Annotated in this window: 16 protein-coding genes; 10 read left to right on the top strand and 6 right to left on the bottom strand. The window is 35.0% G+C overall.

The genetic code is table 11. The annotated features are described in order from the left end of the window. The first annotated feature begins 44 nt into the window (after nucleotides 1-44). Both HNP25_RS12780 and HNP25_RS12775 read left to right on the top strand, forming a co-directional pair. Complete coding sequence (locus HNP25_RS12780) at nucleotides 45-695, top strand: hypothetical protein (protein ID WP_229202856.1); 651 nt, start codon at nucleotides 45-47, stop codon at nucleotides 693-695. A gap of 68 nt (nucleotides 696-763) precedes the next feature. Further along, the gene (locus HNP25_RS12775; protein WP_184134679.1) at nucleotides 764-1,543 is read left to right on the top strand and encodes an enoyl-CoA hydratase/isomerase family protein; all 780 of its coding nucleotides are present in this window, start codon (nucleotides 764-766) and stop codon (nucleotides 1,541-1,543) included. 408 nt (nucleotides 1,544-1,951) lie between these two features. Here HNP25_RS12775 and HNP25_RS12770 read toward each other — a convergent pair whose 3' ends face one another. Continuing rightward, entirely contained in the window at nucleotides 1,952-3,331 is a 1,380-nt protein-coding gene (locus tag HNP25_RS12770; protein WP_184134678.1) for a Gfo/Idh/MocA family protein, read from the bottom strand. Nucleotides 3,332-3,509: 178 nt separating this feature from the next. Between HNP25_RS12770 and HNP25_RS12765 the strand changes: the two genes are divergently transcribed. The 7 genes from HNP25_RS12765 (at nucleotide 3,510) to HNP25_RS12735 (ending at nucleotide 8,757) form a co-directional block, all read left to right on the top strand. Further along, a complete protein-coding gene (locus tag HNP25_RS12765; RefSeq protein ID WP_184134677.1) occupies nucleotides 3,510-4,532 on the top strand; it encodes an SPASM domain-containing protein in 1,023 nt (340 codons plus the stop codon). A gap of 165 nt (nucleotides 4,533-4,697) precedes the next feature. After that, entirely contained in the window at nucleotides 4,698-5,177 is a 480-nt protein-coding gene (locus HNP25_RS12760; RefSeq protein ID WP_184134675.1) for a MarR family winged helix-turn-helix transcriptional regulator, read from the top strand. Between the two features lie 185 nt (nucleotides 5,178-5,362). Further along, the gene (locus HNP25_RS12755; protein ID WP_184134674.1) at nucleotides 5,363-6,145 is read left to right on the top strand and encodes a PhzF family phenazine biosynthesis protein; all 783 of its coding nucleotides are present in this window, start codon (nucleotides 5,363-5,365) and stop codon (nucleotides 6,143-6,145) included. Nucleotides 6,146-6,160: 15 nt separating this feature from the next. Further along, entirely contained in the window at nucleotides 6,161-6,655 is a 495-nt protein-coding gene (locus tag HNP25_RS12750) for a GNAT family N-acetyltransferase (RefSeq protein ID WP_184134672.1), read from the top strand. Between the two features lie 6 nt (nucleotides 6,656-6,661). Further along, a complete protein-coding gene (locus tag HNP25_RS12745; protein WP_184134670.1) occupies nucleotides 6,662-7,123 on the top strand; it encodes a GNAT family N-acetyltransferase in 462 nt (153 codons plus the stop codon). A 1-nt stretch (nucleotide 7,124) separates the two neighbouring features. Further along, complete coding sequence (locus HNP25_RS12740; RefSeq protein WP_184134668.1) at nucleotides 7,125-7,619, top strand: GNAT family N-acetyltransferase; 495 nt, start codon at nucleotides 7,125-7,127, stop codon at nucleotides 7,617-7,619. A 55-nt stretch (nucleotides 7,620-7,674) separates the two neighbouring features. Then, nucleotides 7,675-8,757 carry a hypothetical protein gene (locus HNP25_RS12735; RefSeq protein WP_184134667.1) on the top strand — a complete coding sequence of 361 codons (1,083 nt, stop codon included), beginning with the start codon at nucleotides 7,675-7,677 and terminating at the stop codon, nucleotides 8,755-8,757. On the opposite strand, the gene HNP25_RS12730 is transcribed toward HNP25_RS12735, so the two are convergent. The 4 genes from HNP25_RS12730 to HNP25_RS12715 form a co-directional block, all read right to left on the bottom strand. Beyond that, on the bottom strand, nucleotides 8,732-9,412 hold the full coding sequence (locus HNP25_RS12730; protein WP_184134665.1) for a hypothetical protein: 681 nt from the start codon (nucleotides 9,410-9,412) through the stop codon (nucleotides 8,732-8,734). The two genes, HNP25_RS12735 and HNP25_RS12730, sit on opposite strands and share 26 nt — an antisense overlap. A gap of 13 nt (nucleotides 9,413-9,425) precedes the next feature. Then, on the bottom strand, nucleotides 9,426-9,794 hold the full coding sequence (locus tag HNP25_RS12725; protein WP_184134664.1) for a GntR family transcriptional regulator: 369 nt from the start codon (nucleotides 9,792-9,794) through the stop codon (nucleotides 9,426-9,428). 1 nt (nucleotide 9,795) lies between these two features. After that, the gene (locus tag HNP25_RS12720) at nucleotides 9,796-10,569 is read right to left on the bottom strand and encodes a hypothetical protein (protein WP_184134663.1); all 774 of its coding nucleotides are present in this window, start codon (nucleotides 10,567-10,569) and stop codon (nucleotides 9,796-9,798) included. Between the two features lie 140 nt (nucleotides 10,570-10,709). Continuing rightward, complete coding sequence (locus tag HNP25_RS12715) at nucleotides 10,710-11,543, bottom strand: ABC transporter ATP-binding protein (protein WP_184134662.1); 834 nt, start codon at nucleotides 11,541-11,543, stop codon at nucleotides 10,710-10,712. Between the two features lie 290 nt (nucleotides 11,544-11,833). Here HNP25_RS12715 and HNP25_RS12710 point away from each other — a divergent pair, with 290 nt between their 5' ends. Further along, the gene (locus HNP25_RS12710; RefSeq protein ID WP_184134661.1) at nucleotides 11,834-13,063 is read left to right on the top strand and encodes a hypothetical protein; all 1,230 of its coding nucleotides are present in this window, start codon (nucleotides 11,834-11,836) and stop codon (nucleotides 13,061-13,063) included. Nucleotides 13,064-13,142: 79 nt separating this feature from the next. Here HNP25_RS12710 and HNP25_RS12705 read toward each other — a convergent pair whose 3' ends face one another. Next, entirely contained in the window at nucleotides 13,143-13,619 is a 477-nt protein-coding gene (locus HNP25_RS12705; protein WP_184134660.1) for a hypothetical protein, read from the bottom strand. Nucleotides 13,620-13,628: the final 9 nt, after the last annotated feature.

Below are 13,628 nucleotides of genomic sequence, written 5' to 3'. Positions count from 1 at the left end.
CTGGCTGAAAGCTGATGACTGAAAGCCTAATAAACAAAAACCACTTGAACACACGTTTTGCCCAAATATTATCAGCATTGTTGCATCCTTTGGCTATGCCAACCATCATTTTTGCTGTACTTTTTTATGTTGCTCCTGAATCCATTCATAACCTTGAATTATTCAATGGTACTTCTCGTGTAGGTATGATGAGCTTAAAACTTGGGCTTTTATTACTCATTTTTTTACAAACTTTTATCTTACCAGTATTTTGTATTTATGCACTTCATCGTTTCAAAATAATCAAAGATTTAAAGATGGAAACTTTGGCTGATAGGAGAGTCCCCTATTTGGTTACTGTGGCAATTTATACTTTTGTAGCTGTTTTTTTTACTTTCAAACTTAGCCAATTTCCAGAAGTATCACTCATTCTAACCAGTATTGCTTTTTCAATTTCAGCGGTTTCGTTTATTAGTCTTTTCTGGAAAATATCGGCTCATGCCGTTGGTATCAGTGGAACGGTTGGAGCGTTGGCTGGTATAGGGGCTAAATTAGGAATTGAACAATTATTTTTCCCCATATTAATTGCTATTTTAGTCGCTGGTTATCTCACGGCTGCAAGACTTCACCTTAATGCACATACGCCTGCACAAATCCTAGCTGGAACCGTCCTTGGTTTGTCTGTTAGCTTGTCGGTTGTTATCTTCTTTATTTAAAATGTTATGCTTGCATAATAAATAAAAAAATCCCAAATTGTTGCTGATAATCCCAAAAAGCAAATCTCATGTATCAGCATCTCATTTACCAAATTCAGAATGGCGTTTGTACAATTACGCTGAATCGCCCAGAAGTTTACAATGCACTCAATACTTTACTTATTCAAGAAATTACACAGGCTTTTGAAGCGGCTGCGAGTAATGAATCTGTACGAGTAGTTGTATTGACTGGAGCGGGTGAAAAAGCTTTTTGTTCAGGAGCAGATTTGAAAAGTGGAATGACTAACGCTACAAGTTTGGGAGATTCTCTTCGGAAAAATTACAATCCAATGATTTTGGCAATCAGGAATTTACCAAAACCTGTCATTTGTCGTTTGAATGGAACTGCTGTAGGAGCGGGTTGTTCTCTGGCATTGGCTTGTGATATGATCATCGCTGCTGAAAATGCTAAAATGTCTCAAATTTTTGTCAGTATTGGTTTAATCATGGATGCTGGTTCTTCGTTCTTTTTACCCAAATTTGTCGGTTCGCAAAAAGCATTTGAACTTTGTTCTACAGGAAGAGTAGTGGAAGCCCAAGAATGTTTAGCTTTGGGTTTAGTCAATTCTGTTGTTGCTTCTGAAAACTTAGATTTAGCTGTTTCCAACATGGCTAATCAATATGCACAATCGGCTACTTCTGCTATTGGATTAATCAAAAAAGTATTGAATCAATCTTCTTTTTCTACTTTAGAAGAGATGTTAGAATTGGAAGCCATCAACCAAGATTTAGCAGGAAAAACTCAGGATTTTGAAGAAGGAGTAACGGCTTTTTTACAAAAAAGAAAGCCAACTTTTAAAGGATTTTAATAACAGCTTGTCTAAAAAAGTAAAAAAGTCGTTAGCATAACCAACGACTTTTTCAATAACCCTAACCCATAAAAAATCTGTAAAAAAACTAAAATATGTAATCAGCCAATAGAATAATTCTAAAAAATAAACATGATAAATAATCAGAAAAACAATTAAAAATTGATTCTATCAAAGGAAAAGAATAAACCAATCTTTAGGATGGATACTTTAATATGAATAATTGTATCATAAAGAATACTGTTTAATTCATATCCTCAATTCATTTGCTGAAATGTTTTACTGAGACTTAATTCTAATACAAGATGAAAAGTAATTTTTATAAAAACAAGATAAGTGCGGATTATTTTTGATTTAATGAGAAAATACCTTTTCAAATTTTGTAATCTTGAAAAAATATTTTCTGTTTTATCCTAATTTCATTGTCTCTGGATTCCAAATTACTGGTTTCCCAATCTCTGCACTTTTGTTACAAGCCAATGCTGGTGCGGCGGCTCTCAATCCAAAAGTAGCATCTTCCCAAACTTTTTTTCCTGTTCGGATTGATTCAAAGAAATTAATAAAATGGTCGAGTCGAGAATCGTAACCGTCTGGTGTTTTAAAAGTAATTTCTTTCCCATATTGCCATTTGGTATCTTCATCAGAGTACATGGCTTTGTAAGCTTTCATTGAAGCTTCTTGTTCTGCTTTCGAGAAAGTAGCTAAAGAATCATAACCACCGATTTCTGGTGCTTTCGGACGTTTGAAATTCTTCACTTTCAAGCCTCCCCATGATAATTCTATTACGCCTTCTGTCCCAATCAAACGAGTAGGAGAGCCACCACTGCCACCGTCAGCTAAGTTTACTCTGGTAAAAAACTGAAATGAGGGGTTCGCTTTAGTTGCTGGATAATTCATTAAAGCCGTAACAATATCGTAAGCGTCTCTGCCATCTTTCCAGAGGTTCAAATCGCCCAATGCAAAAATTTTGTTTGGTCCAGTTGAACCTGTAATGGTATGTAAATTGGTTAATAAATGCACAAATAAATCGCCCGCTACGCCTGTTCCGTAGTCTTTGTAATTTCTCCAACGGAAAAATCTTTTTGCATCAAAAGGCATTTTAGGAGCATCGCCAATATATGTATCCCAATCTACCGTTTGGGTTGAAGCATCCGTCGGAATGGTATATTGCCAAGCACCGTTGGCAGAAGTACGGTCGTTGGTGGCTTCTACATAAACCAATTCACCAATAATGCCCGATTCGTAGATTTTCTTGGCTTCCCAAGTAACGCTACTGCTCGCCACTTGCGAACCTACTTGAAATACTTTACCCGTTTTTTTCTGTGCATCAATCACCGCCTGCCCTTCTTCGATATGATGAACCATTGGTTTTTCACAATACACATGCTTGCCAGCATTCATGGCATCAATTGAAATTTTATCGTGCCAGTGGTCAGAAGTACAAACCAAAACGGCATCAATATCTTTTCTGCTCAGAATCTCACGATAATCTCTGGTCGTAAAAATATCATTTCCCCATTTTTCTTTGGCTCTTTCCAAACGCCCTTTGTATAAATCACAAACGGCAACGATTTCAACTCCGGGTACTTGTAGGGCTGTATCGGCATCATAATGTCCGATAATGCCTGAGCCAATCAAAGCAATGCGTACTTTGTCATTGGCAGAGATTTTTGCGGTTGGTTCTAAGGTAAAGGTTTTTCCGTAAGCATCGGTAAGAGCCGCACCACCAAAAAGTAGAGCGGATGTCCCACCGATTTTTCTAATAAAATCTCTTCTTGAATTTGACATAGTTAAATTGGATAATTTTTGATTAAATATTATTGAGGGAGGAATTTCGTTAAATAAATTACTACTTTATTTGGATAAGCTTATGTTACTTTATCCTGATGCATCAATTTGGCTTTTCGTCTATTTGAAGGTATCTTGCATTATACCCTTTGAACTATTATTAATTGCAATAAATAAAATGAACGGAAATCTTCAAGATGGACTAAATCTACTTTCAAAACTTACTCCAAAACGCATTTGGAATGGACTGAAAGTGGTAACAAGTTTTTATAATTCTAAACTTTCGGGTAAACCTGCACAATGGGGAATGCCCATCAGTATTTCTTTTGAACCTACTACTTCTTGTAATTTGCGTTGTCCCGAATGCCCAAGCGGTTTGCGTTCTTTTACTCGTCCAACAGGAATGTTGGAAGGTGATTTGTTCAAAAGAACACTCGACGAACTGGAAAGTACTTTACTCTATTTAATCTTTTATTTTCAGGGCGAACCTTATCTGCATCCTCAGTTTTTAGATTTGGTTGGTTACGCTTCCCGAAAAGGAGTTTATACGGCTACGTCCACCAATGCCCATTATTTAACGGATGCGAATGCAAAAAAAACGGTAGAATCGGGTTTGGACAGATTGATAATTTCAATTGATGGAACAAGCCAAGATACTTATGAACAGTATCGTGTGGGTGGAAAATTGGAGAAAGTATTGGAGGGAACAAAGAATATTATCAAATGGAAAAAGGAATTAAAATCCAAAACGCCTCACATTGTTTTTCAGTTTTTGGTAGTAAAACCAAACGAACATCAAATTGAAGAAGTACAGCAATTAGCCAAAGATTTGGGCGTGGACGAAGTAGGTTTAAAGACGGCACAAATTTATGATTATGAAAATGGCTCTGACTTGATTCCGACGATTGATAAATATGCACGTTATAAAAAACAAGCTGATGGAAGCTATAAAATCAAGAATAAATTAGTGAATCATTGTTGGAAAATGTGGCATTCTTGCGTCATTACTTGGGACGGTTTGGTGGTGCCTTGTTGTTTTGATAAAGATGCACATCATCGTTTAGGCGATATGAAAACCCAAACTTTCAGTGAATTATGGCATGGAAAATCGTATCAACAGTTCAGAAAAACCCTAATTCGTTCTCGTTCAGAAATAGAAATGTGCAAAAACTGCACAGAAGGTACGCAGGTTTGGGCATAGAAATGTAGCACGAGTTTCCAACTCGTAAAGCAAACGTTAATTTACGAGTTGGAAACTCGTACTACCGTAAAAATCTTCTCTTTTACAAAAAGGAGAAGATTTTTTTGTTTAATTCAAAAAAAGATTTAAAATTTGCGTAATCACTTACGTAATTGATTACATATAATGGATTTAATATCAGAATTAGGACCTTTGGCTTTTGGTAGTAGGCTTAAACGACTTAGTGAAACCATCATGCGTGGAGGCGAAGATGTTTATCGCTTTTATGGGGTAGATTTTCAACCAAAATGGTTTCCTATTTTTTATTTTCTTTCTCAAAAAAGTGAAGCTGGCATCATGGAAATCGCTGAGGGTTTGAATGTTACGCATCCTGCTGTGATTCAGATGTCGAAAGAATTAGAAAAAAAAGGCTTGATTGTTTCTAAAAAATCAGATGAAGATGCCAGAAAACGCAATCTAAAATTATCCAAAAAAGGAAAAGATTTATTACCGACACTCCAGAAAATCTGGGAGGAAATAAAGTTAATGAATGCTGAAATTATCGAAAATCAAGAGCATAATTTACTCATTGCTGTCAAAGAAATTGAAGACGCTTGGGCTGCAAAAAGTTACTTAGAACGCTTTAAGGAATTTCATGGACTTTAGGAAGAAAGATACAAGAAGCAAGACACAAGACATGAAAATGACTTTAGGATTTTGAGACTTTATACCCGTGGCTGGTCTCCCGACCAGCCCACCTTTTGTATCGAAAGTATGAATGTGGACTGGTCAGGAGACCAGCCACGGAATAAGAATAAATTAAGTAAATTATTCAAGGCTGATAGCTAAATATGAACCTAACAATCTATCAATTAGACGCATTTACAAGTACTGTATTTGCTGGAAATCCTGCCGCAGTTGTACCACTTACGGAATGGATTTCGGATGAATTAATGCAAAAAATTGCTGCTGAGAATAATCTCGCCGAAACGGCTTTTTACGTTGCCGAAGGTGAACAGTTTCATATACGATGGTTTACGCCTACTGTGGAAGTAAATCTTTGCGGACACGCTACGATGGCAACGGCTTATACCATTTTTGAATACGCCAATTACCCGAAATCGCTCATTGAATTTACTTCAAAAAGTGGTATTCTGAGGGTAGAAAAGCAAGGTGATTTATTGGAATTAGATTTCCCCGTGGATGTTCCAGTGCCAGCCGAAACACCTCAAGAGTACTTTGAGGGCTTGGACATAAAACCCATAGAAACGCTGAAAGGAATTTCGGATTACTTCTTAGTTTTTGAAAACGAAAGTCAAATCAAGGCAATCAAGCCAGATTTCAAAACGATTGCCAAAGTGCCTTGTCGTGGCGTAATCGTTACGGCCAAAGGCGATGAAGTAGATTTTGTGTCAAGATTTTTTGGGCCACAGTCAGGCATTGATGAAGACACCGTGACTGGTTCGGCACATACTACTTTAACACCATTTTGGGCAACGAAACTGGGCAAAAGTACTTTGACAGCAAAGCAAATTTCAGCCCGAGGCGGCGAACTTACTTGTACATTGGTAGGCGACAGAGTAAAAATTGCGGGCAAAGTTGCTCCGTATTTAAAAGGTGAAATTTTTGTTTAATTAAGATGTTAGAATATGATTAATATACAATCCTTTGAAAATCAATATACCGACCAAGTGGTTGATTTGATTTTGACGATACAACAAAAAGAATTTCAAGTACCGATTACGATAAATGAACAACAAGATTTGTTAGATATTCCCAACTTTTACCAACAAAATCATGGCAACTTTTGGGTCGCTTTGCACGAAAACCAAGTAGTAGGAAGTATCGCTTTGATTGATTGTGGCGAAAATGTAGGAGCTATTCGGAAGATGTTTGTCAAAAAAGAATTTCGTGGCAAAGAGTTTGGCATTGCCCAAAAGCTCTTGGATATTCTGACTAACGAAGCTCAAAAAGCAGGTATGAATAACTTGTACTTAGGAACGTTAGAACGCCTTCAAGCGGCTATTCGTTTTTATATCAGAAATGGTTTTGAGGCAATTGAAAAGCAAGATATTCCTTCGGTTTTTCCTTTTATGGCGGTTGACACGCACTTTTTTGAAAAAAACATTTATCCAATTTCTTGAAATAATATGGAAAATAATTTGCAAATCATTGAATATCAACCATTATACAAAGATGATTTTAAAAGAATCAATGTGGAATGGATTGAAACTTATTTCAAAATCGAACCACACGATTTAGAACAATTGGAAGCTCCCGAAGATATTATTAATGGGGGAGGACAAATTTTTCTGGCAAAATTGGGGGATGAAATTGTGGGTACTTCTGCCCTAATTCACGATGGCGATGGCGTGTATGAATTGGCAAAAATGGGTGTTACGCCTAAAGCTCAAGGCTTGGGTTTGGGTAAAAAATTGTGTGTAAAAACTATCGAAGAAGCCAAAGTTCGCAAGGCAAAATCATTGTATTTGGTCTCAAATAGAAGTTTAACGCCAGCAATTACGATGTACAGCAGCATTGGTTTTGTGGAAGTACCGCTTAAATCAAACCTGTATGAGCGGGGTAATATAAAAATGGAGTATCCGATATAAAATGGAAATAAGAGTAATTAAGCAAGAAGCCGACATCAAAACTTATTATCAATTATTGCATAAAGCAATAACGGAGGAGTCGCAGTTTTTTAGGGTTTCGCCTGTGGATATTGCAGGCGAAACTTTTCCAACAGAAGATACTTTTGATAGTTTTACTTTGGGAGCTTTTGCCGAAAATGGTGAATTATTAGGAACGGTTGGTTTTAAACGAGAAAGTATTTTAAAACTCCGTCACAAAGGTTTGATTTTCAGAATGTACGTTGCTCCAGAAGCCAAAAGCTTGGGTTTGGGTAGAAAATTACTCCAAGCGGCTATCGAAAGAGCCAAACAAGGTGTTGGACTGAAACAAATTATTTTAACATTGATTGCGGATAATTATCGGGCTAAAAACCTGTATCTTTCAGAAGGTTTTGAAGTATTTAGTTTTGAAAAAAATGCGATACGGATGAGCGAAGAGCTTTTTGTGGATGAAAATGCGATGGTGAGATATCTTTAGCTTTCAGCCATCAGATTTCAGCTATGAGCTTTCGGATTTTAAAAATTTTGCGGTTTTGACAATTGATGATATAATTTTAAAAATTGTAGATTTACAAGAATCTGCTGACAGAAAGTATTTTCCCGAAGGGCTTTTTGAATCTTATCGGGAGAATACACTTTTACATTATCGTCGCCCAGATACGAATGTTTTTTTTACAGCAATTACGGTTTTTACTTTAAATTCTATTAAAGAAAAACTCTCTCCTTCTTCACAAATACTTATTGGAAAAATCACCGAAAAAGCGATTGCTACTTATCCGCTTTTTCAAAATAAGGATGGCTTAAATACTTATAATTTCTTTCAAACTAAGCCTTCTCAGCATTTTCCTAATGGCAATATTTTACACAAACTGGATCACTTCAAAATTCCTGATGACATTGATGATACTGCTATGGTTTTTCTAGCAAAAAAACATAGTCAAGAAGAAACTATTTGGCTGAAAAACAAATTGGTGACTCATTCAAACACTTATCAAAAAACCATTCAAAATACTTTTCAAGAATACAAAAATCTAAAAGCTTATTCTACTTGGTTTGGCAAAAATATGTATATCGAATTTGATGCTTGTGCTTTGTCGAATATGCTTTATTGTTTGCTATCATACAATTTGGAATTGGACGAATGCGGACAAGATTCTGTGAAGTACATTCAACAAACTATTCTTTCAAATCAGTACTTAGATAAGCCTTTTAAAGTAGCTCATCAATACGCTCGCACGCCTTTGATTATGTATCATGTAGCCAGACTGATGGGTAGATTTTCGATTCCAACTTTGGAGATTTGCCGAGAAAAATTGGTGGAAGATATGTTGAACTATTTAAAGAAACCAGATTTGGCTTTGATGGATAGAATACTGATAGAAACCAGTCTTTCTCGATTGAATATCTCCTTTGAAAAAACACTCATTACTGATTTTTCAAAGGAGATATTTGCGGATTTTTACTTCTTTATTGCGGGTTTTCTGACAGCCTACGAAAATCCTGTTTTGTATAAAATGGCTTCTTCAAAACTCTTTCATATCAACTGGACTTGCGAAGCTCATTGCTGGGCTTTGCTGGCAGAATGGATGACTATTTCTTCACAAAAGGATTCATAGCATTTCCTTCAATACTGATACTTGCCGAATCGCTAAGATTAAAAGTAGGCGATATTATAGAAGTATTTTTCAACGATAAACTTGCTTTTCCTTTCAAAGTAATATCTGTGCTTGCCACTTTAGAATCAATTAAATGAAAATGGTAATATCTTTGCCAAGAATCCATCCATTTATTCTCGATTACTGCATTTTCTGAGGTAATATTTAGATTGGTCAAATCACAATTACTCAGGTTGAGGTCGCCTGTTGCAGTGCTATTTACTTGCAAAGTATTGTTCGCAAATTTATTGGCATTTCCTTTAATGTTTACGGCAATTTCATTACCCTTCAAAGTAATGTTCGGTAGTTTTGGCATCGTAATAATTACTTTTCCATACATATCAGTAAGGCTATCAATCTTCAATGTTGAACCAATTACTTTTGCATTTGGAGCATTTTTGATACTATAATTTGTGCCTTCTTCAATACTGATTTCAACACCATTTTCAGCGCTTACTTCTAAGTTTTCAAAAGCCTTTAATTTGATTTCTTTTTTAGAAATATCCGATTTGGCAGCCGCTTTTTTATATTCAGCCTTCAACAAAATTGTGAAGGAAGTCATTGCGATAAAAATCATAATGGCTAAAGCCGCTAATAATTTATTTGATGTTTTCATAAGGTTTATGTGCTTAAAAATTAGCTGTTTTAAATGCCTCGTATTTCTCTTTAATGAAGTCAAAGTCTAGTCCCAGTAAATGAACATTTTTAAAGAATACTGGTAATTCATTGCCTAAAAATTCATCTTTTCTAAATGCCAATACTTTGTCTTCTGCTTCATCTGATACAAAAAATCCCATTCCTCTTTTAGTAAAAATGATTTCTTTTTGATGTAAGAATTCGTAGGTTCTCACTACAGTATTCGGGTTTACTTCTAACTGAACAGCCAGTTCACGGACAGATGCGATTTTATCGCCAATCTTCCACTGTTTCAGTAGGATACGCTCACAAATATACTCTGCTATTTGGAGGTAAATCGCTTGGTTATCTCTAAATTCCATTTTAAACCTCCTTTTCTTTTAATTTAAAATAGGCTATAATTGCTAAAAACGGTGCTAAAAGATAGAACGTAATAAACTTTGTAGTATCATTTATAAAATTAAATTCAGCTGAAAGATTATGTCTATTTTCACTGCTCAAATTAACGTTGTGACTGTGCATAGAATCATCTCCTATAATGATTTTGAAAAATAGATATTCTAACAAGCCGCAAGCTGCAATAATCAAAAAGCCTGAAAAAGCCGTTTTGATATAAGACATTTTGCCGAAGTAAATAGCACCTAATAACACAAATACTTGTAAAGTAACCCAAACATTTACAAAAATTGAATACTCTTTATACGCATCTAAAATGATGTTGTAAAGTATATCATTTGATTTGTTTCCAGACAGTGCTACGAAAGTATAATCAACTGCACCGAATACAAAAAAGAAAGCAATCGGGAATGCAATAAGTGAATAGAAAAGACCAACACAAAGTTTTTCAAAATGCGAAGCTGGTGTCATCAAGAAACTCATTGTTTGGGTCTTATTCCCAAAGTCTTTGAAGATATAATTTGCGAAAAGTGTTCCTCCTGCAAAAAGACCCAATACAAACATTGATGTTTGCGCACCTTTGTTGAGTGTGTAATTACTCTCAAGATCAAAATTGATTGAATAAATGACAGAGACGATACTTGCATAAACAACGACGCCCATCATCAATATAAAATAGTTTTCAGTCCACTGCCGCTTGACAAGTAAAGAGAAACGCTCATAGCTAAAAAAGTTGTTCATAATATTGTTGCTTAATTGGTTGATAGCCATTGCGTTAAGTAAGAATTATGAATGATGAGTTGTGAATTTAAAATATTATATTAATTCACATAATAACATCGTACTTACTTATATATGACTAAGGGTTAAACAGATAAAAGTTATTGGAAGATGTCTTTAATTGCCTGACGATTTGTTAAAGCAGCGTTGAATAATAATTCTAAATCTACTTTATTGTTTTCGTGTCCGCTGTTTGGCATTACTACTGAAAAACCTCTGATAGAATGTTCTGAGTACAATACTTTTTCATGATCGGTTACGACAGAAACTGTTTTGAAAGATAATTTTTCAGAAATTTCTTCCGTGGTAGCGTGTAATAATACTTCTGAACCGTCCAAAATAATGATTGGGTCTATCAATGAATCTAAATCACGAACTTGGTGCGTTGAGATTACGATGATACGTTCGTCGGTAGCCACAGAAGCAATGATTTTACGAAACTGACTTTTTGAAGGAATATCCAAACCATTCGTTGGTTCGTCCATAATCAATACTTTTGTGTTTGTTGCCAAACCAAAACCGATTAAAGCCTTTTTCTTTTGTCCTAATGATAACTCTGTAAACTTCTCGTTTTCAGAAATTTGAAATTCTTCCAAATACTCTAAAAATTGTTTCAAAGAGAAATTTGGGTAAAATGGCGAGTAAGTCTTTACAAAATCCTTAATCTTTACAGGTGGCGTGTAAAACTCTTCTGGTAAGAAATACATTTCCTGTAAAAAACTAGGCAAACGCTCTTGTGCATTGTAACCATTTACTGTACAAGTTCCTTCACTTGGGAAAAGCAAACCTGCCATGTTTCGGAGTAATGAGGATTTACCTGCACCATTTTTCCCTAATAATCCATACACATTTCCAGCTGATAGTTTTAGGTTTAAATGATGGAATACAGGTTTTCGTTTTCCATAGTTAAACGAGAGGTTGTTGATTGTTATCATATACTGTATTAGTTTAATAGTACACTACAAATATAGCACAATGACTTTTGTGAAAACAAATGTTAAAGCAAGGAAAAGTAGGAGTGGCTTTTAAAATGGATGAATGGAAAACGGCTTATGAAAAGATTCTTCCCAGACAATCTTTAGGGTACAATACTTTACAAAATTTTATAATTGTTTGAACGAGCGGTATTTAAGGATGATAAAAATTAATATCTTTAGTAAAAAAAGCTATAAGACTACTATACTGAAGTTAGCAAGCTGTTAAACTACATAAACATTCATACTCAATGAAAAAACTATTACTCATTTTCTCTTTCTTTACAACCACGTTTCAGCTTAAAGCCCAAACAGCAGATTCAACACAAAATTCACTCGAAAAGGAAATAAATACCTATGAAAGTAAAGACATTACTTTTATTGCCAATGCCAGATTAATTATTGCTGAAGCTATTAAAAGCAATGATTTTAAGAAAGCAAAAACTACATTTAAGTTTATTACTGATAAATATGACTTGTCTAATTATGCTCCTTTTGCTTCAACAGAACGACTTATATTGAGCTTGGCTTTGGAGGAATACGGTGTTCTTCTTACTGATATTTCCAGAGGATTAAATAATCTTTCAACCAACAAAGGAGATAAAATTGTAGCTTATAAAAGCGATGGACTTTTGCAAATTGCATCAGCTTTTGTAGAGAAAAATAAAGAAACTTTGCGAAAGAATATCCCAAATGCTGAACGACTGAAACAAGAAGATAAAGATTTATTGGTATTGATGTATAAATCTTTTGATGTAGAAAGTATGCAGGGGAATAGAGCAAGTGCTGTATCACAGTTAAACAAAGATGCTGATGTTTTTATGCAACAAAACTCAGAATCTGTGTATGTGCCTTTTGTTCAGCATTTTATCAAAGAGGAATATCAAGAATCAGAAACTGGTTTTATCTTTGATTTAGCGATGAATTATTTTAACTTCTCTTCACGCTTTAAAAAGTACTTTAAAGAAAATAATATAGGTTTTTCAATAGGACTTCAAGTGGTTCATAAAAAATGGATTTTTGCAATGAATGCGAATGCAGTTCAAGGATTAATCAGAACTAATGAATCATTAGAAGTTAGACAAGGAGTATTGTGGGATAAAGATGTTGAAGGAGGTATTGCAAACATTGAGTTTGGGGCTGGTTATCGGGTAATATCTGCAAAACGATTTCGTGTATATTCTTATGCCACTTTCGCTTACAATGGAATAATTCCTCTCGCAAAAGAGGGTAGAGATTTAAGTTTGTACAGGGGAAATGGAACAGCTTTAGGATTAGGTGCTATTATTGATTATCCATTTATCATTGGAAAACCTAAAGAAACAGCATATATATACAATGCAATGGGCCGCTCAATAGTAGGAGTTAGAGTAAAAGCAATGTATTTAGTACCGAATGTGCCTATCAAAGAGCTTTCGCAGCCTTATAGTTATATTAATGTTGGGCTTTTCTGGGAAATACGAAAAATGAATCGAAAATAGTTTTTTGAGTAAATAGCTTTGTTGTTCCACTCCATTACTTTTGCTGTTCCAAGTCTTCAGACTTGGAACAGCAAGAGAATTAGCTAACTAACTTGTTATACTCAAAGAAATAATAAAACATAGACTTCATAGCTCTGGTCATATCACGCTTTCCAGAGATTAATAAAGATAGAGTACTTTTATCTATTCCTAAAGCTGTTTCAAGCTCTACGGCTTTCAATTGTTGTTGAGCCATCTCTTTTTTTATCCAATCAAATGTAACAATGTCTGCGGGTGCTGGTACATAAGGTTTAGCTCCAACCTTTAGTTTACGCCCGTACAACATCGGCGAAAAAACACTTTCAGTCACTTTAACAAGCTTTTCCATATCTGCATAATTTTCACTTAAATGTTTTAATTGAGCTGTTTGTATAATCAGCTCAGTATCGGTTACTTTCATAACCGTAAAACTAATGTTGCTATATCTCAAGTGAGCTTGAGCTTTCACTTCAAGAGATTGCTTTTGCCCATCGTTTAAATACGTTAAACGATGAAGATTTTCGATTACAGTTTTCATCTTTTCGAT

The organism is Arcicella rosea (assembly GCF_014204325.1).
Taxonomy (GTDB): domain Bacteria; phylum Bacteroidota; class Bacteroidia; order Cytophagales; family Spirosomataceae; genus Arcicella; species Arcicella rosea_A.
This window is presented reverse-complemented; position numbering and strand designations above follow the sequence as displayed.

Coding starts and splice junctions, on each gene's coding strand:
- HNP25_RS12760 (WP_184134675.1), top strand. CDS start 4,698: ATGGATTTAATATCAGAATTAGGACCTTTGGCTTTTGGTAGTAGGCTT.
- HNP25_RS12765 (WP_184134677.1), top strand. CDS start 3,510: ATGAACGGAAATCTTCAAGATGGACTAAATCTACTTTCAAAACTTACT.
- HNP25_RS12720 (WP_184134663.1), bottom strand. CDS start 10,569: ATGAACAACTTTTTTAGCTATGAGCGTTTCTCTTTACTTGTCAAGCGG.
- HNP25_RS12710 (WP_184134661.1), top strand. CDS start 11,834: ATGAAAAAACTATTACTCATTTTCTCTTTCTTTACAACCACGTTTCAG.
- HNP25_RS12745 (WP_184134670.1), top strand. CDS start 6,662: ATGGAAAATAATTTGCAAATCATTGAATATCAACCATTATACAAAGAT.
- HNP25_RS12725 (WP_184134664.1), bottom strand. CDS start 9,794: ATGGAATTTAGAGATAACCAAGCGATTTACCTCCAAATAGCAGAGTAT.
- HNP25_RS12755 (WP_184134674.1), top strand. CDS start 5,363: ATGAACCTAACAATCTATCAATTAGACGCATTTACAAGTACTGTATTT.
- HNP25_RS12750 (WP_184134672.1), top strand. CDS start 6,161: ATGATTAATATACAATCCTTTGAAAATCAATATACCGACCAAGTGGTT.
- HNP25_RS12715 (WP_184134662.1), bottom strand. CDS start 11,543: ATGATAACAATCAACAACCTCTCGTTTAACTATGGAAAACGAAAACCT.
- HNP25_RS12770 (WP_184134678.1), bottom strand. CDS start 3,331: ATGTCAAATTCAAGAAGAGATTTTATTAGAAAAATCGGTGGGACATCC.
- HNP25_RS12740 (WP_184134668.1), top strand. CDS start 7,125: ATGGAAATAAGAGTAATTAAGCAAGAAGCCGACATCAAAACTTATTAT.
- HNP25_RS12775 (WP_184134679.1), top strand. CDS start 764: ATGTATCAGCATCTCATTTACCAAATTCAGAATGGCGTTTGTACAATT.
- HNP25_RS12705 (WP_184134660.1), bottom strand. CDS start 13,619: ATGAAAACTGTAATCGAAAATCTTCATCGTTTAACGTATTTAAACGAT.
- HNP25_RS12730 (WP_184134665.1), bottom strand. CDS start 9,412: ATGAAAACATCAAATAAATTATTAGCGGCTTTAGCCATTATGATTTTT.